This window comes from uncultured Gimesia sp. (genome assembly GCF_937919775.1).
In the GTDB taxonomy this organism is placed as follows: Bacteria; Planctomycetota; Planctomycetia; order Planctomycetales; family Planctomycetaceae; genus Gimesia.
Map to the genome: position 1 here is coordinate 1 of NZ_CALFPF010000212.1, position 16,207 is coordinate 16,207.

Sequence of the window (16,207 nt, forward strand, 5' to 3'; positions counted from 1 at the left end):
GCTCTGCCATCGCCCGCCGCAAATCGGCAACCGTTTTTCCCTCTGCAATGGCAACCGAGATCAATTCACGCTCTGCAAGTTCCCTGGCACGCGCGAATAACTTGACCTGAATCTGCTGGACTGTCATGAAACTACCAGTTTTTTCTTTTGGGGCTGCAGCTTCCGTTCAATTTCCGGCATAAGTCCATAGGACAGCGCCAGAAGTTTGACCGGATGGATGGTGGGAATCCGCGTTTCCTGCTCCATCTGCATTTTGCAACTGCTGCATTCTGTCGCACCCGCACGTACATGTGTTGTTTTCATATGATCGATCAGCTCCCGACCGATCTGCATTGATGTTTCAAAAGTATCCCGGGCAAGACCATAGGTGCCCGCCATGCCCGAACAACCTTTTTCAATTGTATTCACCTGCAGTTCAGGAATCAAAGCGAGAAGCTCGATTAGCGGAGAACGGGACGATAATGCTTTGGTGTGACAGGGTGTATGATAGTCCAATTCCAGATTTAGAGGCCCTAAGTCCTTTCTCAAACGACCCGCTTCATGCAGTTGCAACAGAAAGGCGCCTGCTTCGATCGCCTGTGATGCAACGGCTTCCCCTTCATCCCCGTGCACGAGCATCGGATATTCCTGCTTGAGACAGATGACGGACGCCGGCTCCGAGCAGATGATCTGATGTCCCTCTCTGGCAAATTCGCTCAGAATCTGAATATTTTCCTCTGCCAGGCTGCGAGCGGCAATCAGATCACCGGCAGAAACCATCGCCATGCCTGAGGCCAGTTGATGGGGGGGGACATAAACGGGAATCTGATTATGCTGCAGAATGGCCAATAACGCATGCGCTAATTCGGGGTCATGATAATTCGCATAATAGTCAACGAAAAAGACCACCAGATCGGGATCGCTGCCGGGACGCGGGCGTTTCGTGAGCCGCTTGGGAACAGACCTTAAAAACGAACGCCGCGAAAATAAGGGCAACTTCCGGTTGCGGTGAATGCCCATCATTTTTTCCATGACCCAGCGCGCGGTGGAATTATTAATGGCCCAGTTCGCTGCCATCGAGAGGGTACTTCCAAACGCGCCGAACGAGTGGGCCCTTGATAAAATCCAGTCGGTATGATTCAGGCCCTTGGTCGAAACGTAGGCTGCTTTGGCCTCAATCGCCATTTGAGGAATATTGACCGACGAAGGGCAATCCAGCTGGCACTGCTTGCAGTTGAAACAGGTGTCTGCCAGCTTCTTGGTTTCTTCGGAAGAGAGCTCATTCGGGCGAATCGCGCCGGAAAGTAACCCGCGAAACAGATTGGCTTTCGCGCGAGGCGAAGCCTCTTCGACTGTCTCGATCCGAAAAACGGGGCACATCCGGGAGCCAGAATCCTGTCTGCGACACGAACCACAGCCGTTGCAGCGTGCGGCTTCCGTCTGCAGTTCCTGCGGTGTCCAGTTTAATTGTAAATCAATCAGTTCGGGAAATTTTTCCGGAACCGGTCTGAGATGCCGAATCGTCACATGCGGGTCATCATTGATGATTTTCCCGGGGTTGAGCAGATTATGCGGATCGAAAATATCTTTGACCTGACGGAAGACGCGGTATAAATCGCCGTACTGCGAGCGAATGAACGCGGTTCTAGCCAGGCCGTCCCCATGCTCCCCACTAATCGTGCCGTTTAAAGCAAAGACGGTTTGATATAAATCACGGGCAATGCTTTCCAGAATCGGCGCGTTCTGATCGGTCAGCGCGGGCAGAAACGGACGCAGATGAATTTGCCCCGAAGCCGCATGTGCGTATAACGTCGCCGTGACCTGATACCGCTGAAAGACTTTCTGCGCTTTCTGAGAAAATTCATACAAACACTCCGGGGGGATGGCGATATCCTCCACGAAGGGCTGCGGCCTTGATTCACCCGGTAAGCGACTCAGAGAAGGAACCACCTTTTGTGGCAGCGACCAGAGGAAATCGACTTCATCCGACTGATGCGTTTCCATCGCCACTACCACACGGGAATTAATATTTTTCACAGCCAGAATCACGTTATGCAATCTGTCCTGAACCTGAGAATCACTGAACCCCACCTGTTCGACCAGCAGAGCGGCTTCTGCTGCCGGTGAAATGAGCGAGGCAAAACGGGGATCGGCGTCTCTCGCTAAAGACAACAGACGTCGATCCAGCAGGTCGCAGGCGGAAGGCTGCAGATGAATGATGGTTTGCACCGCGCGAATCGCCGAGGCCAGATCTCCAAACAGGAGCAGCGCCACGCCGCGATGTGCGGGTAAAGGTGAAACATGCAATACCGCAGAGGAAAACAGTGCCAGCGTCCCTTCTGAACCAACCAGTAATCGCGCCAGGTTCAGATGCTGTCGGGTTTTGATGCCTTTTAAATAGTAACCGCTGCAGTTGGGAATGCGGGTCGTCTGTTTTTCCTGAATCAAGGATTCATTGTCGGCCAGCAGTTTGGCAAGCCTGCTTAGAATCGTCCGTTTCGCCTGTTCCGCCTTCAACTCAGAGGGCTCTTCGCTTAGTAACGAAGCACCGGAACCGGTAACCAGAGGCTGGTTGAGAATTGACAGACTTTCATTCCCGACCTCAAAACAGGTTCCATCCGCCAGCACCACTTCAAGCCGGTTAATATAATCACGGGTGGAACCAACGCGAATCGCACGAGAACCGGCGGCATCGATGGCCAGCATACTGCCGAGTGTCGTGACTTCCGTATTCGAAGGGTCGGGAGGAAAATACAATCCCAGCGGCTTCAGATATCGATTGAGCTGCGCATGGACGACTCCCGGCTGGACGCGTATCAGATCGTCACCGATCAATTCAAAGCCGGTCAGATAACGCGAACAGTCAACGACAATCCCGCTGCCTATGGCATCGCCGACCAGGCCGGTTCCTGCGCCCCGGGGAATGATAGGAACATTGATGTCGGTGGCGTATTTGGCAATCGCAATTAAATCATTGCGTTCACGCGGATAAGCGACACACAAAGGCGGAACCTGATACAGGCTGGCATCGCTGGAATAAATGGACAACGCCACCGGATCGCATCGCACATCCCCTGCAATCAGGCTGGAAAGATCTTCTGCGATTCTTTGCTGTTGACGGTCCAAAGTTACTGGCTCTCGGGCTGAATTTCCTGCACGCGATTGATGAGGCTTGGGTCTTGTCTATTCTACGCGATAGACGGCCATGGTTTGAATAGTCTATCCACCGAATCATGCTGCGCCCCGAGAATTCAGGAACCTTTATGAAAGAACCTGTACAATACGAGCATTCGGCAATCTCCCTGAAAACTGCCTCTTCAGTGTGTTTTCACCAGACAGACAACGTTACGTTCACTCTCAAGTAATTCATACCGGATGACACTCATCAGACAGGCTGAATCGGCTCCCTGGTAAAATCATTTCTGACCGGTTCTGTTTTTCCCGAATGTCGAAGTATCACGCGACTGCTTTGACAGCCATTCACAGGCCGGTTCGGGTAAGCCTTCATGCCCACCCTGAAAAATGGTGACACGCGCTACACCGGAATTCCGCCTCAGATGAATGTCGCGGCCGTAGGTTTCATCCGACATCTGATCGGTTGGCGTAGGCGTTTGCAGTTTGCCATGATCCCACAGTTGTTGCATTTCCGCCTTTGAAACCGGAGTCGTCTGATTCTTTTCCGCGAGCATATTGAAGGCGCGCAATGTGTGAGCAAAAGGAACAGAGCCGGTTTTCCCGTCCGTCACACCGGCGTTGAGATCCAAAGGCACTTCGGTGGCGTTCGCGATCCAGTACAGGGGAGAACGATCTCGATATTCCGCATCGATTTCAGCAGAAGCCCCCGGCTTGCCTTGCAGCGACTTCAAGATCATGCGTGCGTAGTTCTGCGGTTCTCCGTCCTTGACATGAAACTGATACCAGTCTGCCAGTTCGCTGATGCCAACCCACGCCGAAGCAGCCGAAAACCGATCCGGATGATGGCCCACCATCAGCATCGTCATATGACCGCCTCCCGAGGATCCTGCCAGATAAATGCGGCTTTGATCGACGTGATAATGCTCGATCACATAAGCAATCGCATCCAGAATATCCTGGCGGGCCAACCGGGAACCGCAGGCTTCCGGCTGTTGATTCACCCCCCGAAAATCCGGGTGCAGATAAATCCAGCCTCGTTTCCGCGCTTCGTTCAGCCACTTGGCGTTATCCTGCTTATAGTTACCACTCCAGGAATGCAGGAACACCAACAGTGGGGCAGGAGTGGTTTTTGCGGATTCCGGCACCCAGATCAGCGACGGTTGCAAACTCTGATCGAGGGTGCTTTTGACTTTGATCGGAATCAGAGGAGGTTGCTTTGTTTCAGAAGTTTTTTCGGCAGCCATCAGCGTCCCATTGCAGGTTACAAAGTAAACTAAAACAAAGACGCATAAAGAACATTTCTTCCGCATGAAAACAGACTCCTCAGATTGCTGATACATGGCTGACATTATTTTTCCTGATCGGATTCAGGCTTCTTCTCTGCGTATTCGATTCTGCCCCAGAGGTTCCCGCCCACTTTACCATGCTGCCAGGTTCCCGCATAGCGTCCTTCGAAGAACATCACACGCGAGGTAAACGCGTTCCCTAAACCAGGAATCGTTAAATTTGTCAGCGAAATGACGGGGGTGTCTCCTGCCCAGAATACATTCAGGGGCATCGGCACACTGACATCATTGTCGCCGTATTTGATGCGTGCGGTGAGCAACCATTGATTGCCTGCCAGTTTTTTGGCGGAAGCGATCTCATATCGTTCTTCGCGTGGCGGTTTGCCATTGGTGTTGCCATCCACCGTAAAATGGCCCACCAGCGTTGCACCGGTCATCTGCTGCTCAAACTTCTGTTCCAGCATTTCCTGCTGTTTCGCTGCCTCGTCTTTCGGCTGCGCGGAATCAGCGGCTATTCCCGAACCCAGAGACAGTAACAATACACATACCGCTGTCGAACTTTTCTTGAGAAAACTCATCTTTTATGCCTCATGATTTCTTTGTGAATTTTCAGGGCGAAGCGAACTCGCTACGATATCACCATCCTACACTACTACAGCTCACAGGTGAATCATACGGTAGAACAATGACAGATTCCGATCATCAAAGCCAGCCGGCCCGCTCCCCCATTGATTCGGCCCCCGCACCGGGTACGCCTCCCGATTATAACATCTTAACCCCTGCATTTGAAAAGCTTTGCGATGTCATTGCCCGTCTGCGATCACCGGAAGGTTGCCCGTGGGACCGGGTGCAGACGCTGGAATCGATCAAACCGTACACACTGGAAGAGACTTACGAACTCCTGGAAGCCATCGATTCCGGCAATGATCAGCATATTATTGAAGAACTGGGCGACCTGCTGCTGCAGATTGTCCTCGATTCCCAGATCGCCGCCGATGAAGGCCGCTTCGATTTAACGCACGTGGTGGATCGGCTGACTCAGAAAATGATCGACCGCCATCCGCATGTTTTTGGAAATGTCAGCGCGGAAACGCCTGAAGAGGTTCGCAAAAACTGGGACCAGATCAAAGAACAGGAAAAACAGCGGCGTTCCATTTTCGATGGCCTGCCTGAAGCGTTGCCTGCGCTCGCCCGTGCCGCACGCGTGGCTGAGAAAGCGGCCAAAGTCGGCTATGACTTTCCGCATCGGGATATGCTGTTTGATAAATTACGCGAAGAGATCCAGGAACTGGCGGACGAAATTTATCCTGCAGGGAAAATCCCTGACACACCAGCCACCGTAGAAGCTGAGATCATTGCTGACACAGAAATTGACGATCCCGAACTGCGTGCGCGGGTGGAAGGCGAGCTAGGCGATATTCTGTTTGTGGTCGCCAACATCGCCCGTCGCTGGAAAATCAACCCGGAAGAAGCGCTGCGAAAAAGTAACCGCAAGTTTCAACAGCGGGTGCAGCAGATCGAACAGGAACTGGAAAAAACAGGCCGCTCGATTCAGGCCGCGTCTCTGCAGGAGATGGAACAGATCTATCAGGCAGTCAAACAACAGGAAAAACGGAATTCGTAAGGCGATTTCACTTTGTCTGGCTGACTTCAAAACGGTAAATCGACGCCCAGGCCTTCTTCGAGTGCCAGTTCGTAGACTTTAACGCCCATCGCCACATCTTCCACAGCCAGTCCGACCGACTTGAATAGTGTCACCTGATCTTCGGTGGCGCGACCCGTTTGACGTTCGGCGACGATCTCGCACAGGTTATGCATCAGCCGCCAGTCGGTGATGCCTTCGTCCACGGGTTGAATGAAATCTCCTGCTTCCAGCTTACACTGCTCGATATCATCACAGACAATTACATCGGCCCGTTTGATGGTGGTACGGTCGATTTCCCGCCGGGAACGATGATTCGATCCGACGACGTTCATGTGGGTTCCTTCATCGAGTACGCGGCCGTCAAATAACGGGGCCTTGCTGGTGGTGGCACAAATCACGATATCTTTTTCGGCCGCCGTTTCATCGGGAGAATGAGAGGCTTTGACTTCGACGTCACACAGCTCCGTCATCTCTTCGGCAAACCGGCTGCACTTCTCAAAATCACGCGAGTAGACGGAGACGAATTCAATCTTGCGTGTTAAACAGACGGCCTGTAATTGAGTTCGCGCCTGCAGGCCGGCTCCGAACAGACCAACGACTTTCGAATCGGGGCGCGCCATATATTCCGTCGCCACACCGCTGGCGGCGCCTGTGCGCAGTTGTCCGAGGAAATCGCCTTCAATCAAGGCACGCATCTCGCCGGTTTCCTGATCGTAGATGGCGACATGAAACTGCGCGCCCGTTTTGGTTGTCGTATACGATTTCCAGCCAACATATTTCAAGTATTCATTCGCAGCCGACATCGTGTGCAGCATAATGCCCGGTGCCCGGACGCGCTGCCGCGGTTCATTGATGGCTCTTCCGGAGGCAAGCTCTTTAAACACTTTATGAATGATGAGTAAGGATTTCTCCATATCCATTATGGAACGAACGTCATCCTCAGTAATATATAATGCCGCCATGAACGGTCACCTTTTTCGGCGTTGAATCAGGATTGATAACAAACAGGAACAGCCAAAGCCTCTACTCTAAAATGACGCTGCCGACATTTAATTACACGCTAACGTGAAATCAGTTGATATACAATACCAGTATCGACCTGATAATAACCGACGGCTAGCGCAACATGCGAGGCGGCTGTGTTGGACTCCTCGACATGCCATTCCAGCTTGGTAATCAGTTCATCCTGCAGCCGACGGGCGATTTCCAGCAACAGTGACTGGCAGTAACCTTTGGACCGCTCCGCTTCTTTCACAAAGACATCCGTCAGTCCGATCACCCGCTCTTCCCACTTGGGAATGTATAAATCCAGCCCCACGACTGTGGCAGAGGCAACTGCCGCTTCTCCCGTTTTAGGCACAAGCTCGAAATGGAGTGTCTCCAGTCTGCCCATCCGCGTCAACCACCACCAGTTGGGTGCCTTAAAATCCTCAGAAATCATCAACTGCATTTTGCGACGAATGTTGACCAGATGAAATTTGATGGGGGATTTGGGACCGAGCAGGTCGCGTTGATAAATGCGAATCGATTTGATGGCATGATAGCCGATCGTTTCAAAGAACGGCGCTGCCAGCGGATCGGATAACAGGAAACCGGAGGGACGCGTTCCACCGTACAGGCCAACTAAATAAGGTGACACCAGGCCGGAAGGACCAGCCGTAATCAAGGTTGCGCCTTTCGACTTGAGATAGGATTCCGCCCGGTAAACCAGTTCACGACCGATTCCCTGTCGTCGAAAATTCGGATGTACAATGACCGCGCAGATCACGCCTTGAGTATAGTCCAGCGCCGATTCTTCCGCGTTAGGCCCGAAGCCCGCCAGCACAAAGCCGACCACTTCACCATTTTCAACGGCAACGATCAGCCCGTCCGGATCGAAGTAGGGCTGAGAGTAAATCAGTACTTCAAAAGCATCATTCGTGAGACATTCCGCAGCTCCTCTTCCCAGTCCTGCAGCATGCCATAATTTCAGCAACTGCGGCGGGTCAGCATTATAAAACGCGCGAAACTCAGTCACAAAGTTCTCTCATCAAATGTGAACGGGACTTAGAATCAGTTTTTCCGAAACAACAATAAACAAAGCCCCCTTGTCTTCCCAAGAGGGCTTTCAGCTCATTATTTCACTTTCTTGACAGCTTCGATAATCGCAGCAGCAGTCAAACCATACTTGTCCAACAGCCCCTGGGGATCACCACTTTCCGCAAAACAGTCACCGACATTGACATAAGCCATCGGAACCGGATTTGCTTGTGAAACCACCATGGAAACTGCAGACCCTAAACCGCCATGTGACATATGCTCTTCTGCAACAACAATCGCGCTGGTCTCGCGTGCTGCTTTCTGAATGGCATCGACGTCGATCGGTTTTACTGTGTGCATATCGATCACACGTGCGCTAATTCCTTCTTCAGCCAGTTTGGTCGCGGCATCAAGGGCACCTGCCACCATGAGCCCATTGGCAATGATGGTCACATCGTCGCCTTCGCGAACGGTATTGGCTTTTCCGATTTCAAATGTATCCTCGGTGGTATAGATCTCAGCAACATTCGGTCGCCCGAGCCGCAGATAAACGGGACCTTCGTATTCAATCATAGCTGCCGTCGCTGCTTTGGTGGAGACCGCATCAGCAGTTACAATTACGACCATTCCGGGCAGGCTGCAGGCCAGTGACACATCTTCAATTCCCATCTGCGAAGGACCATCTTCGCCAATCGAAATCCCAGCGTGCGTTCCCACCAGTTTCACGTTCATGCCCGGAAAGGCGATCGACATTCTGATTTGATCGTAGGCATTGCATAATAAAAATGCAGCAAAACTGGCGACAACGGGAATCTTCCCGGTGGAAGCCAGACCACCGGCCACGCTGACCATATTGCTTTCCGCAATCCCCATGTTGAATGCACGTTCCGGAAACGCCTTCGCAAATACTTCAGTGCGTGTTGAATTTCCGACATCACCATCGACGGTCACAATTTCCGGATATTTCTCACCCAGTTCTTTCAATGCATCACCAAACGCATCGCGGGTGGCTTGTCCGATTTTCAATCCACTCATTTCGCCTAAATACATAATGCTCTGTCTCTTTTGTCTGTGAGTTGACTTTTTATGTTGATTTGATTCGAGCTGCCGTCAGGTATTTTCTGGCTGGATCTGATCCCCCGCACAGAAAACATGAAAGCACAGGTTCTAACCGAGATACGCCAGCGCTTTTTCTGCCAACTCAGGCGAAAGCGGTTTACCGTGAAAGTTACTGTCTCCCGTTGCTTCCAGAACCGGCAGAATTCCATACCCTTTTTTGGTCTGTGAAATAATGGCCTTGGGACGATCCGTGATTTTGGAAGCGGTTTCCAGCGCTGCGACGACTGACTCCTGGCAGTTGCCATTGATTGTCTGTGTATGCCAGCCAAAGGCGGCAATTTTTTCTTCAAAGGACCCCAGATCGAGAACATCTTTGGTGGCCCCGGTCTGCTGATATCCGTTCTGGTCGATGATGGCAGTCAAGTTGCCCAGCTTGTACTTTTCAGCACCTGCTAACGCTTCCCAGACCTGACCTTCGCCCATCTCGCCATCACCAATCACGACAAATACATTGGCGCCGTTCTTGTTCAAGCGTGCTCCGAGAGCCTGACCGATGCCCAGTGACAACCCCTGCCCCAGCGAGCCGGTTGAGGCTTCAATTCCGGGAAGACGTTTCATATTCGGGTGACCTTCAAACGGGCTGCCCAGTTTGCGCAGGGTCATTACATCATCAACTGAAAAGTAACCTGCTTCCGCCATGGCTGCATACAATACCGGTACGGCGTGCCCTTTACTCAAAATGAAACGATCCCGGGCTGCCCAGGTCGGATTTTGAGCGTCGTACTTCATGAAACCGCCGAACCAGAGTGCGTTCACCACTTCAACGGCAGACAGGCTGCTGCTGGGGTGTCCGCTGCCGGCTTCGGTCGTCATACGAATAATCAGACGGCGAAGGACTTTCCCTTTTTCCTTCAACTCTTCGATCGATAAAGCATTTGCTTGAGCAGCCACTTTGTTTCCTTCAATTCTTCTATACAAACAAATCTATTTGCCACGCTCTGAATCACCTTCCCTCAGTGACACTTGACATGCTGACTTCACGCGATCGAAAGAAGTGCGTTACCGGATCTGGTAAACATTGATTAGAGCAGTGACCACATACAGGCGCCGGCAGGCGCAACTTAAGCGCGTCAATTCTTATTCGGTATGCTAACGAGCAAAGCTTCCAGCGACAACCATCCGGGCAATAGAAACCACGTTGCCTAACTGGAAAAACGACTTCTTCAGCTTTTTTTTGCTTAAATTCACGAATCAATCAAAAAAGTTTCATGCATGGCGGGCCGATCTCCGTTTCTTCCAAAATACACAACTGTTTACAAGAAGAGTCTTTAAAGCCCGTTATTTTTTGGCAATAATGGAACCTGCGTTTCAAAAAGCAACCGATTCATTTTTGACTTTACCGAGGCTCCTAACTGATGGATGCAGGCCCTTTTACAGATCAGGAATTGCTGGCATATCTGGACGAGTCACTTTCCGTCGAACTGATGTCGCAGGTCGAAGAGTCACTCAGACACTCCGACTCGCTGCGCGTCCGCCTTGCTCAGCTATCACGCCAGCGCGATCATGGCGCACATTCCGTAGGTGAAATCTGGAGAAGAAATCACCTCAGTTGTCCTTCGCGCAGCCAGTTAGGGGGTTATTTACTCGAAACGCTCACACCCGAATTTCACAGCCATATCGAATTCCACCTGCATCAGACCGGCTGTCGCTACTGTGCCGCAAATCTGGAAGACCTCCAGGCAGGTTTGTCCGCCGCTTCAACAGACAAAGAGCGCAGAAGACAAAAATACTTCCAGTCCTCGGCCGGTTATCTCTCTGCTAAAAAAGCAGACCGGTAACACTGTAGCCGCTCATCAGTCGAGTGGTCCGCTTTCAAAGTCGGACTCATTCACCCAGCCCGCTTTGACCGGTTCGCCCTTCATGTACCGCTCGTAAAAATGGCGCGTGCGGGGGTCTGAGTATTGATAACCTTCGAACACGGCACCGTTCCCCAGAGCACGCGGGTCCTGTTGCGCCGTCAATTCTTCCTGCAGCTGCTGTTTCAGGGAATTCTTGAGGATCTGAAATTCCGGCGACGCGGCCAGATTTTTCATACATTCCGGGTCGTCCTGAATCGCATACAACTCTTCCGCCTGTCGTTTGCCGAAAGCCCAGGTCCAGAACTGCACATCCTGCCCTTCCCTGCGGAGTTGCAAAATGGCGGTCTTGGTCGGGCTGCCGTCACAATTCAGATATCCCGTTTCCGGATTGCCGGCGGGCCAGCGACCGGGTTCGTCATTCTTCAGATACAACATGCCAGCTTTCACAATTCCGCGAATCGGATAACCCTGGTCGGACGGTCTGCCGATATCGTGCCGCTCCTTGCCGATCAGCACATGATCGCGCCGGGCATTGACGACACCGGATTTCTCAGATTGAAAAATGTCCGTCAGACTTCGCCCCGCAGCGGGTTGCATGCCCGTCCGCTCCCACTTCAGTCCTGCGACCTCGATAAACGTCGGCGCAAAATCGATGAAGCTGACGTAATCATCGATCACTCGATTTTCCGTTTTGATCCCCTGCTGCCACATGATCGCCAGCGGCAAATGGTTCGAGCGTTCGTACTCCTGCCCTTTGACGCGGGGAAACGGCATCCCGTTGTCGGCAGTCACGACAATAATCGTATTCTCCAGTTGATTCTGCTGCTCAAGTAATTCCAGCATTCTGACCAGATGCCGATCAAAGTGCTCGATCTCATAGGCATAATCGAGCATGTCATTTCGAATGACTTCATTATCAGGCCAATACGAGGGGACCCGGTCGATGTCGGTGAGTTTCTTGCCCGCGTTTTTGATCCCGGAACCATATTCATATCCGCGATGTGGTTCCAGACCGCCATACCAGAAACACCAGGACTTCCCCTGGGGACAGTCTTTCAGAAACTGCTCAAAATTGGCGGCGTAATCAATGGGTGAAATCCCGCTCGCGGGGGGTTTTGCTTTTTGACTGTTATATGCGGGTCCCGCGAGATCGCGGCGTTTGCCTGCTGCATCCACGGCGACGCCCGGTGCCCAGCCTTTTGCCGTCTTGCCGACCGTATATCCGGTCTCGGCTAACGCTTCGACATAGGTTTTGAATTCCGGCGGGAAAAACGCCATGTGATTTCCGGCCTCTTTGAGTTGCCATGAATTTCGGCCGGTCAGAATGCAGGCACGCGACGGAGCACATTTGGCATTGGGAGTGTACGCGTTCGTAAAGAGGAGCCCTTCCCGCGCCACCCGGTCAAAGCCCGGCGTCTTGACCCACGAACAGCCATACGCGCCCATATGCGGAAAGGAGGCGTCGTCGGCAATACAAAAGAGAATGTTGGGGCGGCTCGTTAGTGATTTCGCCGGCGCGGCAGAGGCGATTCCGACTGTCACAAACAGAAAAAAAAACATCAACGGGAAACGGAACTCAGGTTTGTTCATTTCAGCAGATCCCCGGTTAAATAATCAAAGGCAGACGCATTTTCGCCTGTAAATCATCCCAGACTCTTATCTTATGAAACCAGGGACGCAGCCACAAGAAGTTTCAGCCCGTCAGGGATCAGATAAGTTTGAGAAAAGGAGCCTGAATCGACGGCGTCTGATCAGTTCTGACTGAATTCCGTCGAGATCGCGTGGCCGAGCGGGTTGCATTGCTGTTCGCGCAGTTTATTTTTAAGAAAATTCAACAGGAGATCGCTGCGGAGATCGACATCGTGTTCTTCTAAAATTAAACGGCTCAAGGCGGGCTGCAGATTGATCGTATCTGCCAGGGTATCACAAAGTTTGCCCAGAGAAATTTCCCGATGCAGCAGATGATAATAAGTCGGATCTGAGGAATTGTCTAAAAAGTTTCTGGCATAGTGTTCCAGCAATTCGAGCTGGCGATGTTCGCGGTGTATCACCGGCTGGTCTGCATAAAAATCGGGATTCAGTTCGAGCAGGGCTTTTTGATAAGGGCAATCCGATTCCTGTATCACGACAGAACGCGCGCGGCAGATGCCTCGTAGCAGAATTGAATAATCGCCCGATTGCAGTTGATAAGGAGCCACGATCGACGCCAGACAGACAGAGCCGATCGCAGCGGCTTGCCGCACTTCGTATCCGGTATCAATGCTGGTCTGTTTCAGAGTCACTGCAACCAGAGCGTTATCACTGATGGCATCAGCAATCAACTGACAGTCCGCAGCCGCAGTCATTCTGAGGGATAATATAGAATGCGGCAGAAGTACACGATCCTCCAGTTCCAGGACGGGAACAATTCCGGAAAATGCCGGGAGTTCTTGCTCTATCAGATCGCTGAATACGGTCATTCTATATTTCTCTATTCAAATCATTGAAAAACAATTCATGGTCTAACATACTGAGACGCATGTCGAATCAATGCCGGATGGCTCAGCTTGTGCCAATCAGACTAGCACTCCAATTTGGGAATTGTCACGCAAATTATGGCTAAAAAACAAACACAGTCCGCAAAGAATTCCAATTATGCCGACTCGCTTGTTGAGAAAAAGAAACATGCCCGCAAAATCACGCGCGGTCTTGCCAAATTGTTTCCGAAACCCGCATGTGCGCTGATCCATGATTCCCCTTTCCAACTGCTGGTCGCCACGATCTTGTCGGCGCAATGCACGGACGAGCGTGTGAACGCCACCACGCCAACTCTGTTCAAGAAATATCCGACCGCCGAAAAACTGGCAGCCAGTCAACAGGCCGACGTTGAGAAGATTGTCTATCCGCTCGGTTTCTTCCGCGCGAAAGCAACCAATATCCGCAAGATGGCACTGGCGCTGACAGAACAGTACGACGGAGAAGTTCCCCGCACATTGAAAGAACTGGTGGCATTGCCCGGCGTGGGCAGAAAAACAGCCAATGTCGTGTTAGGCACCGCATTCGGCATTCCCAGCGGCGTCGTCGTTGATACGCACGTCAAACGCATCTGTAACATCTTCGGACTCACCACCAGCAAAAATCCGGAAATCATCGAGCGGGATCTGATCGAGGTCCTGCCGAAAAGCGAATGGATCGATTTTTCACACCGCGTGATTCTGCACGGCCGCGCCACCTGTGTCGCCCGCAAGCCGCGCTGTACAGAATGCGGGCTCTTGAAAATTTGCCCGCGCATGGGATTGAAGCCGCTTTAGCTCAGACAGAGGGTCACAGGTAATTTCTTGTACTTGGCACTGATTCTGAAAACACGAGGCAGGACCGTTGAAAGCCGTCTCCCGGCGGTTTATGTTTCCTGTATGCAGAGTCTTTTTTCAACCTCAACGTTAATGAGAAGCCCATGATCCTGACCGGGAAAGAAATTCAAGCGCGATTGGGAACAGATATTGTCATTGAGCCTTTTCATGAAAAGTATCTGAACCCAAACAGCTATAACCTCTGCCTGCACAACGAGTTGATGGTCTACGAGGAAATTGTTCTCGACATGGCCCGCCCCAATCGACTGGGAAAACACGTCATCCCCGAAGAAGGTATGGTGCTTTATCCCGGCCAGCTTTATCTGGGCCGCACCGTCGAGCGGACGGAAACCCACAATCTGGTTCCCTTGCTGGAAGGTCGTTCTTCGATCGGACGACTGGGAATTTCTGTACATGCGACAGCCGGCGTCGGGGATATCGGATTCTGTGGTTACTGGACACTGGAAATCACAGTCGCACAACCGGTTCGTGTTTACGCGGGAGTCGCGATCTGCCAGATCATTTACAATACTGTCATCGGCGAAATCGTCGAATATTGCAGCGATAAATATCAGAACAACAAAGGCATTCAACCCAGTCTGTTATTCAAAGAACTGGACCCCGCGGAAACGCGGCAGATGCGGCTTTCGTTTGGCAAAGAAGAAGCCCCGAAATAGCCTACTGTAACCTCTCCCGAACCATTTGAGACGTTACAGTGAAATGTGATGCGTTCTGGAACACATTGCGCTCATCCACTAAACCGCAAAAAAAGACGTTACAGCGATGACTGTAACGTCTTTTTATATTTAACGCGCGATCTGGTTTAAACAGTCCAGGTATCGCCGGTCTGAAACAATGCTTCCAGATCTCCTTCGCCGTTTCGTTCCGTGGCGGATTCCACCTGCCGGTAAACCGCATCGTTATAAGTCGGTTGCTCGACGCAACGGAAGACTCCCATCGGTTCGGGCATTTCCGGATAACGCATGCCAGCCAGCAGAAACGCCAGGTTCATATCCTCTGACTTTTCATCGTGGAACAGCAGATCATCTTCCGTAATCCCTTTACCAAGTTCCACGACTTCCGGTTGATCGTGGCTGTTCAGGCGAACGCCCTTGTCCCGATTCTTCCCGAAGATCAGCGGTTTGCCGTGTTCGAGATAGATGACATTGTCTTCTTTCTGATCCTTCTTGGAAGCAAATTCAAACGCGCCTGAGTTAAATACGTTACAATCCTGATAGACTTCTACAAAGGCAGTCCCTTTATGGTGGGCTGCCCGTTCGAGCACATTACACAGATGTTTGATGTCCACATCGACCGAGCGGGCAGCGAAAGTCGCACGGGCACCAATGGCGACCGACAACGGATTCAACGGACGATCGACCGAACCGAAAGGCGTACTCTTGGTTTTAGTTCCCGTAGGACTGGTAGGCGAGTATTGCCCTTTGGTCAAACCGTAAATCTGATTGTTGAACATAATCACTTTCAGGTCCACGTTGCGACGCAGCACGTGCATGAAATGATTGCCGCCGATCGACAGCGAATCGCCGTCGCCGGTGATCACCCAGACCTGCAGATCGGGATTGGCCAGTTTCACGCCCGTCGCGATTGCAGGCGCCCGGCCGTGAATACTGTGCATCCCGTATGTGTTCATGTAATAAGGAAAACGGCTCGAACAGCCGATCCCCGACACAAACACGAATTTTTCTTTGGGAATGCCGAGTGTCGGCAGAACTTTTTTCATCTGGGCGAGAATGGAATAATCGCCGCAGCGCGGGCACCAGCGAATTTCCTGATCGCTGGCAAAATCTTTTGGCGAGAGGACAGGCAGTGTGACATCAACGCTCATTTTATTCTATCCTTAAACGCAATTGCTGTTTCTTAAAATGGTCTGTTATT

General features: G+C 51.7%; 14 protein-coding genes. 4 read left to right on the forward strand and 10 right to left on the reverse strand.

Annotated features, from left to right (window positions below; all coding sequences use genetic code 11):
- Positions 1-123: 123 nt before the first annotated feature.
- The 3 genes from Q0294_RS05600 to Q0294_RS05610 form a co-directional block, all read right to left on the reverse strand.
- The gene (locus Q0294_RS05600) at positions 124-3,105 is read right to left on the reverse strand and encodes an anaerobic glycerol-3-phosphate dehydrogenase subunit C (RefSeq protein ID WP_299461755.1); all 2,982 of its coding nucleotides are present in this window, start codon (positions 3,103-3,105) and stop codon (positions 124-126) included.
- A 290-nt stretch (positions 3,106-3,395) separates the two neighbouring features.
- A complete protein-coding gene (locus Q0294_RS05605) occupies positions 3,396-4,358 on the reverse strand; it encodes a prolyl oligopeptidase family serine peptidase (protein WP_299461757.1) in 963 nt (320 codons plus the stop codon).
- Positions 4,359-4,462: 104 nt separating this feature from the next.
- On the reverse strand, positions 4,463-4,978 hold the full coding sequence (locus tag Q0294_RS05610) for a hypothetical protein (RefSeq protein WP_299461759.1): 516 nt from the start codon (positions 4,976-4,978) through the stop codon (positions 4,463-4,465).
- Positions 4,979-5,085: 107 nt separating this feature from the next.
- Between Q0294_RS05610 and mazG the strand changes: the two genes are divergently transcribed.
- Positions 5,086-6,024 carry a nucleoside triphosphate pyrophosphohydrolase gene (gene mazG, locus Q0294_RS05615; protein ID WP_299461761.1) on the forward strand — a complete coding sequence of 313 codons (939 nt, stop codon included), beginning with the start codon at positions 5,086-5,088 and terminating at the stop codon, positions 6,022-6,024.
- Between the two features lie 26 nt (positions 6,025-6,050).
- On the opposite strand, the gene Q0294_RS05620 is transcribed toward mazG, so the two are convergent.
- The 4 genes from Q0294_RS05620 to Q0294_RS05635 form a co-directional block, all read right to left on the reverse strand.
- The gene (locus Q0294_RS05620; protein ID WP_299461763.1) at positions 6,051-7,007 is read right to left on the reverse strand and encodes an ornithine cyclodeaminase family protein; all 957 of its coding nucleotides are present in this window, start codon (positions 7,005-7,007) and stop codon (positions 6,051-6,053) included.
- Between the two features lie 98 nt (positions 7,008-7,105).
- Positions 7,106-8,062, reverse strand: coding sequence for a GNAT family N-acetyltransferase (locus tag Q0294_RS05625; protein WP_299461765.1), 957 nt, complete (start codon positions 8,060-8,062; stop codon positions 7,106-7,108).
- 98 nt (positions 8,063-8,160) lie between these two features.
- The gene (locus Q0294_RS05630) at positions 8,161-9,114 is read right to left on the reverse strand and encodes a transketolase C-terminal domain-containing protein (RefSeq protein ID WP_299461767.1); all 954 of its coding nucleotides are present in this window, start codon (positions 9,112-9,114) and stop codon (positions 8,161-8,163) included.
- Positions 9,115-9,231: 117 nt separating this feature from the next.
- Complete coding sequence (locus Q0294_RS05635) at positions 9,232-10,074, reverse strand: transketolase (RefSeq protein ID WP_299461769.1); 843 nt, start codon at positions 10,072-10,074, stop codon at positions 9,232-9,234.
- A gap of 464 nt (positions 10,075-10,538) precedes the next feature.
- On the opposite strand from Q0294_RS05635, the gene Q0294_RS05640 reads away from it, so the two are divergent.
- Positions 10,539-10,961, forward strand: a complete 423-nt coding sequence (locus Q0294_RS05640) for a hypothetical protein (protein WP_299461771.1) — start codon at positions 10,539-10,541, stop codon at positions 10,959-10,961.
- A gap of 15 nt (positions 10,962-10,976) precedes the next feature.
- Here Q0294_RS05640 and Q0294_RS05645 read toward each other — a convergent pair whose 3' ends face one another.
- Together Q0294_RS05645 and Q0294_RS05650 are read right to left on the reverse strand one after the other, a co-directional pair.
- Positions 10,977-12,572 (reverse strand): sulfatase, encoded by a 1,596-nt coding sequence (locus Q0294_RS05645; RefSeq protein WP_299461773.1) that lies wholly within the window; start codon positions 12,570-12,572, stop codon positions 10,977-10,979.
- A gap of 161 nt (positions 12,573-12,733) precedes the next feature.
- The gene (locus Q0294_RS05650; RefSeq protein WP_299461775.1) at positions 12,734-13,441 is read right to left on the reverse strand and encodes an LON peptidase substrate-binding domain-containing protein; all 708 of its coding nucleotides are present in this window, start codon (positions 13,439-13,441) and stop codon (positions 12,734-12,736) included.
- A 135-nt stretch (positions 13,442-13,576) separates the two neighbouring features.
- Between Q0294_RS05650 and nth the strand changes: the two genes are divergently transcribed.
- Both nth and dcd read left to right on the forward strand, forming a co-directional pair.
- Entirely contained in the window at positions 13,577-14,272 is a 696-nt protein-coding gene (gene nth, locus Q0294_RS05655) for an endonuclease III (protein ID WP_299461777.1), read from the forward strand.
- Between the two features lie 143 nt (positions 14,273-14,415).
- Positions 14,416-14,988 (forward strand): dCTP deaminase, encoded by a 573-nt coding sequence (gene dcd / locus Q0294_RS05660; RefSeq protein ID WP_299461779.1) that lies wholly within the window; start codon positions 14,416-14,418, stop codon positions 14,986-14,988.
- A 146-nt stretch (positions 14,989-15,134) separates the two neighbouring features.
- On the opposite strand, the gene Q0294_RS05665 is transcribed toward dcd, so the two are convergent.
- Positions 15,135-16,157: a 2-oxoacid:ferredoxin oxidoreductase subunit beta gene (locus Q0294_RS05665; RefSeq protein WP_299461781.1), complete on the reverse strand. Its 1,023-nt coding sequence runs from the start codon at positions 16,155-16,157 to the stop codon at positions 15,135-15,137.
- Positions 16,158-16,207 lie beyond the last annotated feature (50 nt).

Coding starts and splice junctions, on each gene's coding strand:
- Q0294_RS05630 (WP_299461767.1), bottom strand. CDS start 9,114: ATGTATTTAGGCGAAATGAGTGGATTGAAAATCGGACAAGCCACCCGC.
- Q0294_RS05605 (WP_299461757.1), bottom strand. CDS start 4,358: ATGGCTGCCGAAAAAACTTCTGAAACAAAGCAACCTCCTCTGATTCCG.
- nth (WP_299461777.1), top strand. CDS start 13,577: ATGGCTAAAAAACAAACACAGTCCGCAAAGAATTCCAATTATGCCGAC.
- Q0294_RS05645 (WP_299461773.1), bottom strand. CDS start 12,572: ATGAACAAACCTGAGTTCCGTTTCCCGTTGATGTTTTTTTTTCTGTTT.
- Q0294_RS05650 (WP_299461775.1), bottom strand. CDS start 13,441: ATGACCGTATTCAGCGATCTGATAGAGCAAGAACTCCCGGCATTTTCC.
- Q0294_RS05610 (WP_299461759.1), bottom strand. CDS start 4,978: ATGAGTTTTCTCAAGAAAAGTTCGACAGCGGTATGTGTATTGTTACTG.
- mazG (WP_299461761.1), top strand. CDS start 5,086: ATGACAGATTCCGATCATCAAAGCCAGCCGGCCCGCTCCCCCATTGAT.
- Q0294_RS05665 (WP_299461781.1), bottom strand. CDS start 16,157: ATGAGCGTTGATGTCACACTGCCTGTCCTCTCGCCAAAAGATTTTGCC.
- Q0294_RS05620 (WP_299461763.1), bottom strand. CDS start 7,007: ATGGCGGCATTATATATTACTGAGGATGACGTTCGTTCCATAATGGAT.
- Q0294_RS05640 (WP_299461771.1), top strand. CDS start 10,539: ATGGATGCAGGCCCTTTTACAGATCAGGAATTGCTGGCATATCTGGAC.
- dcd (WP_299461779.1), top strand. CDS start 14,416: ATGATCCTGACCGGGAAAGAAATTCAAGCGCGATTGGGAACAGATATT.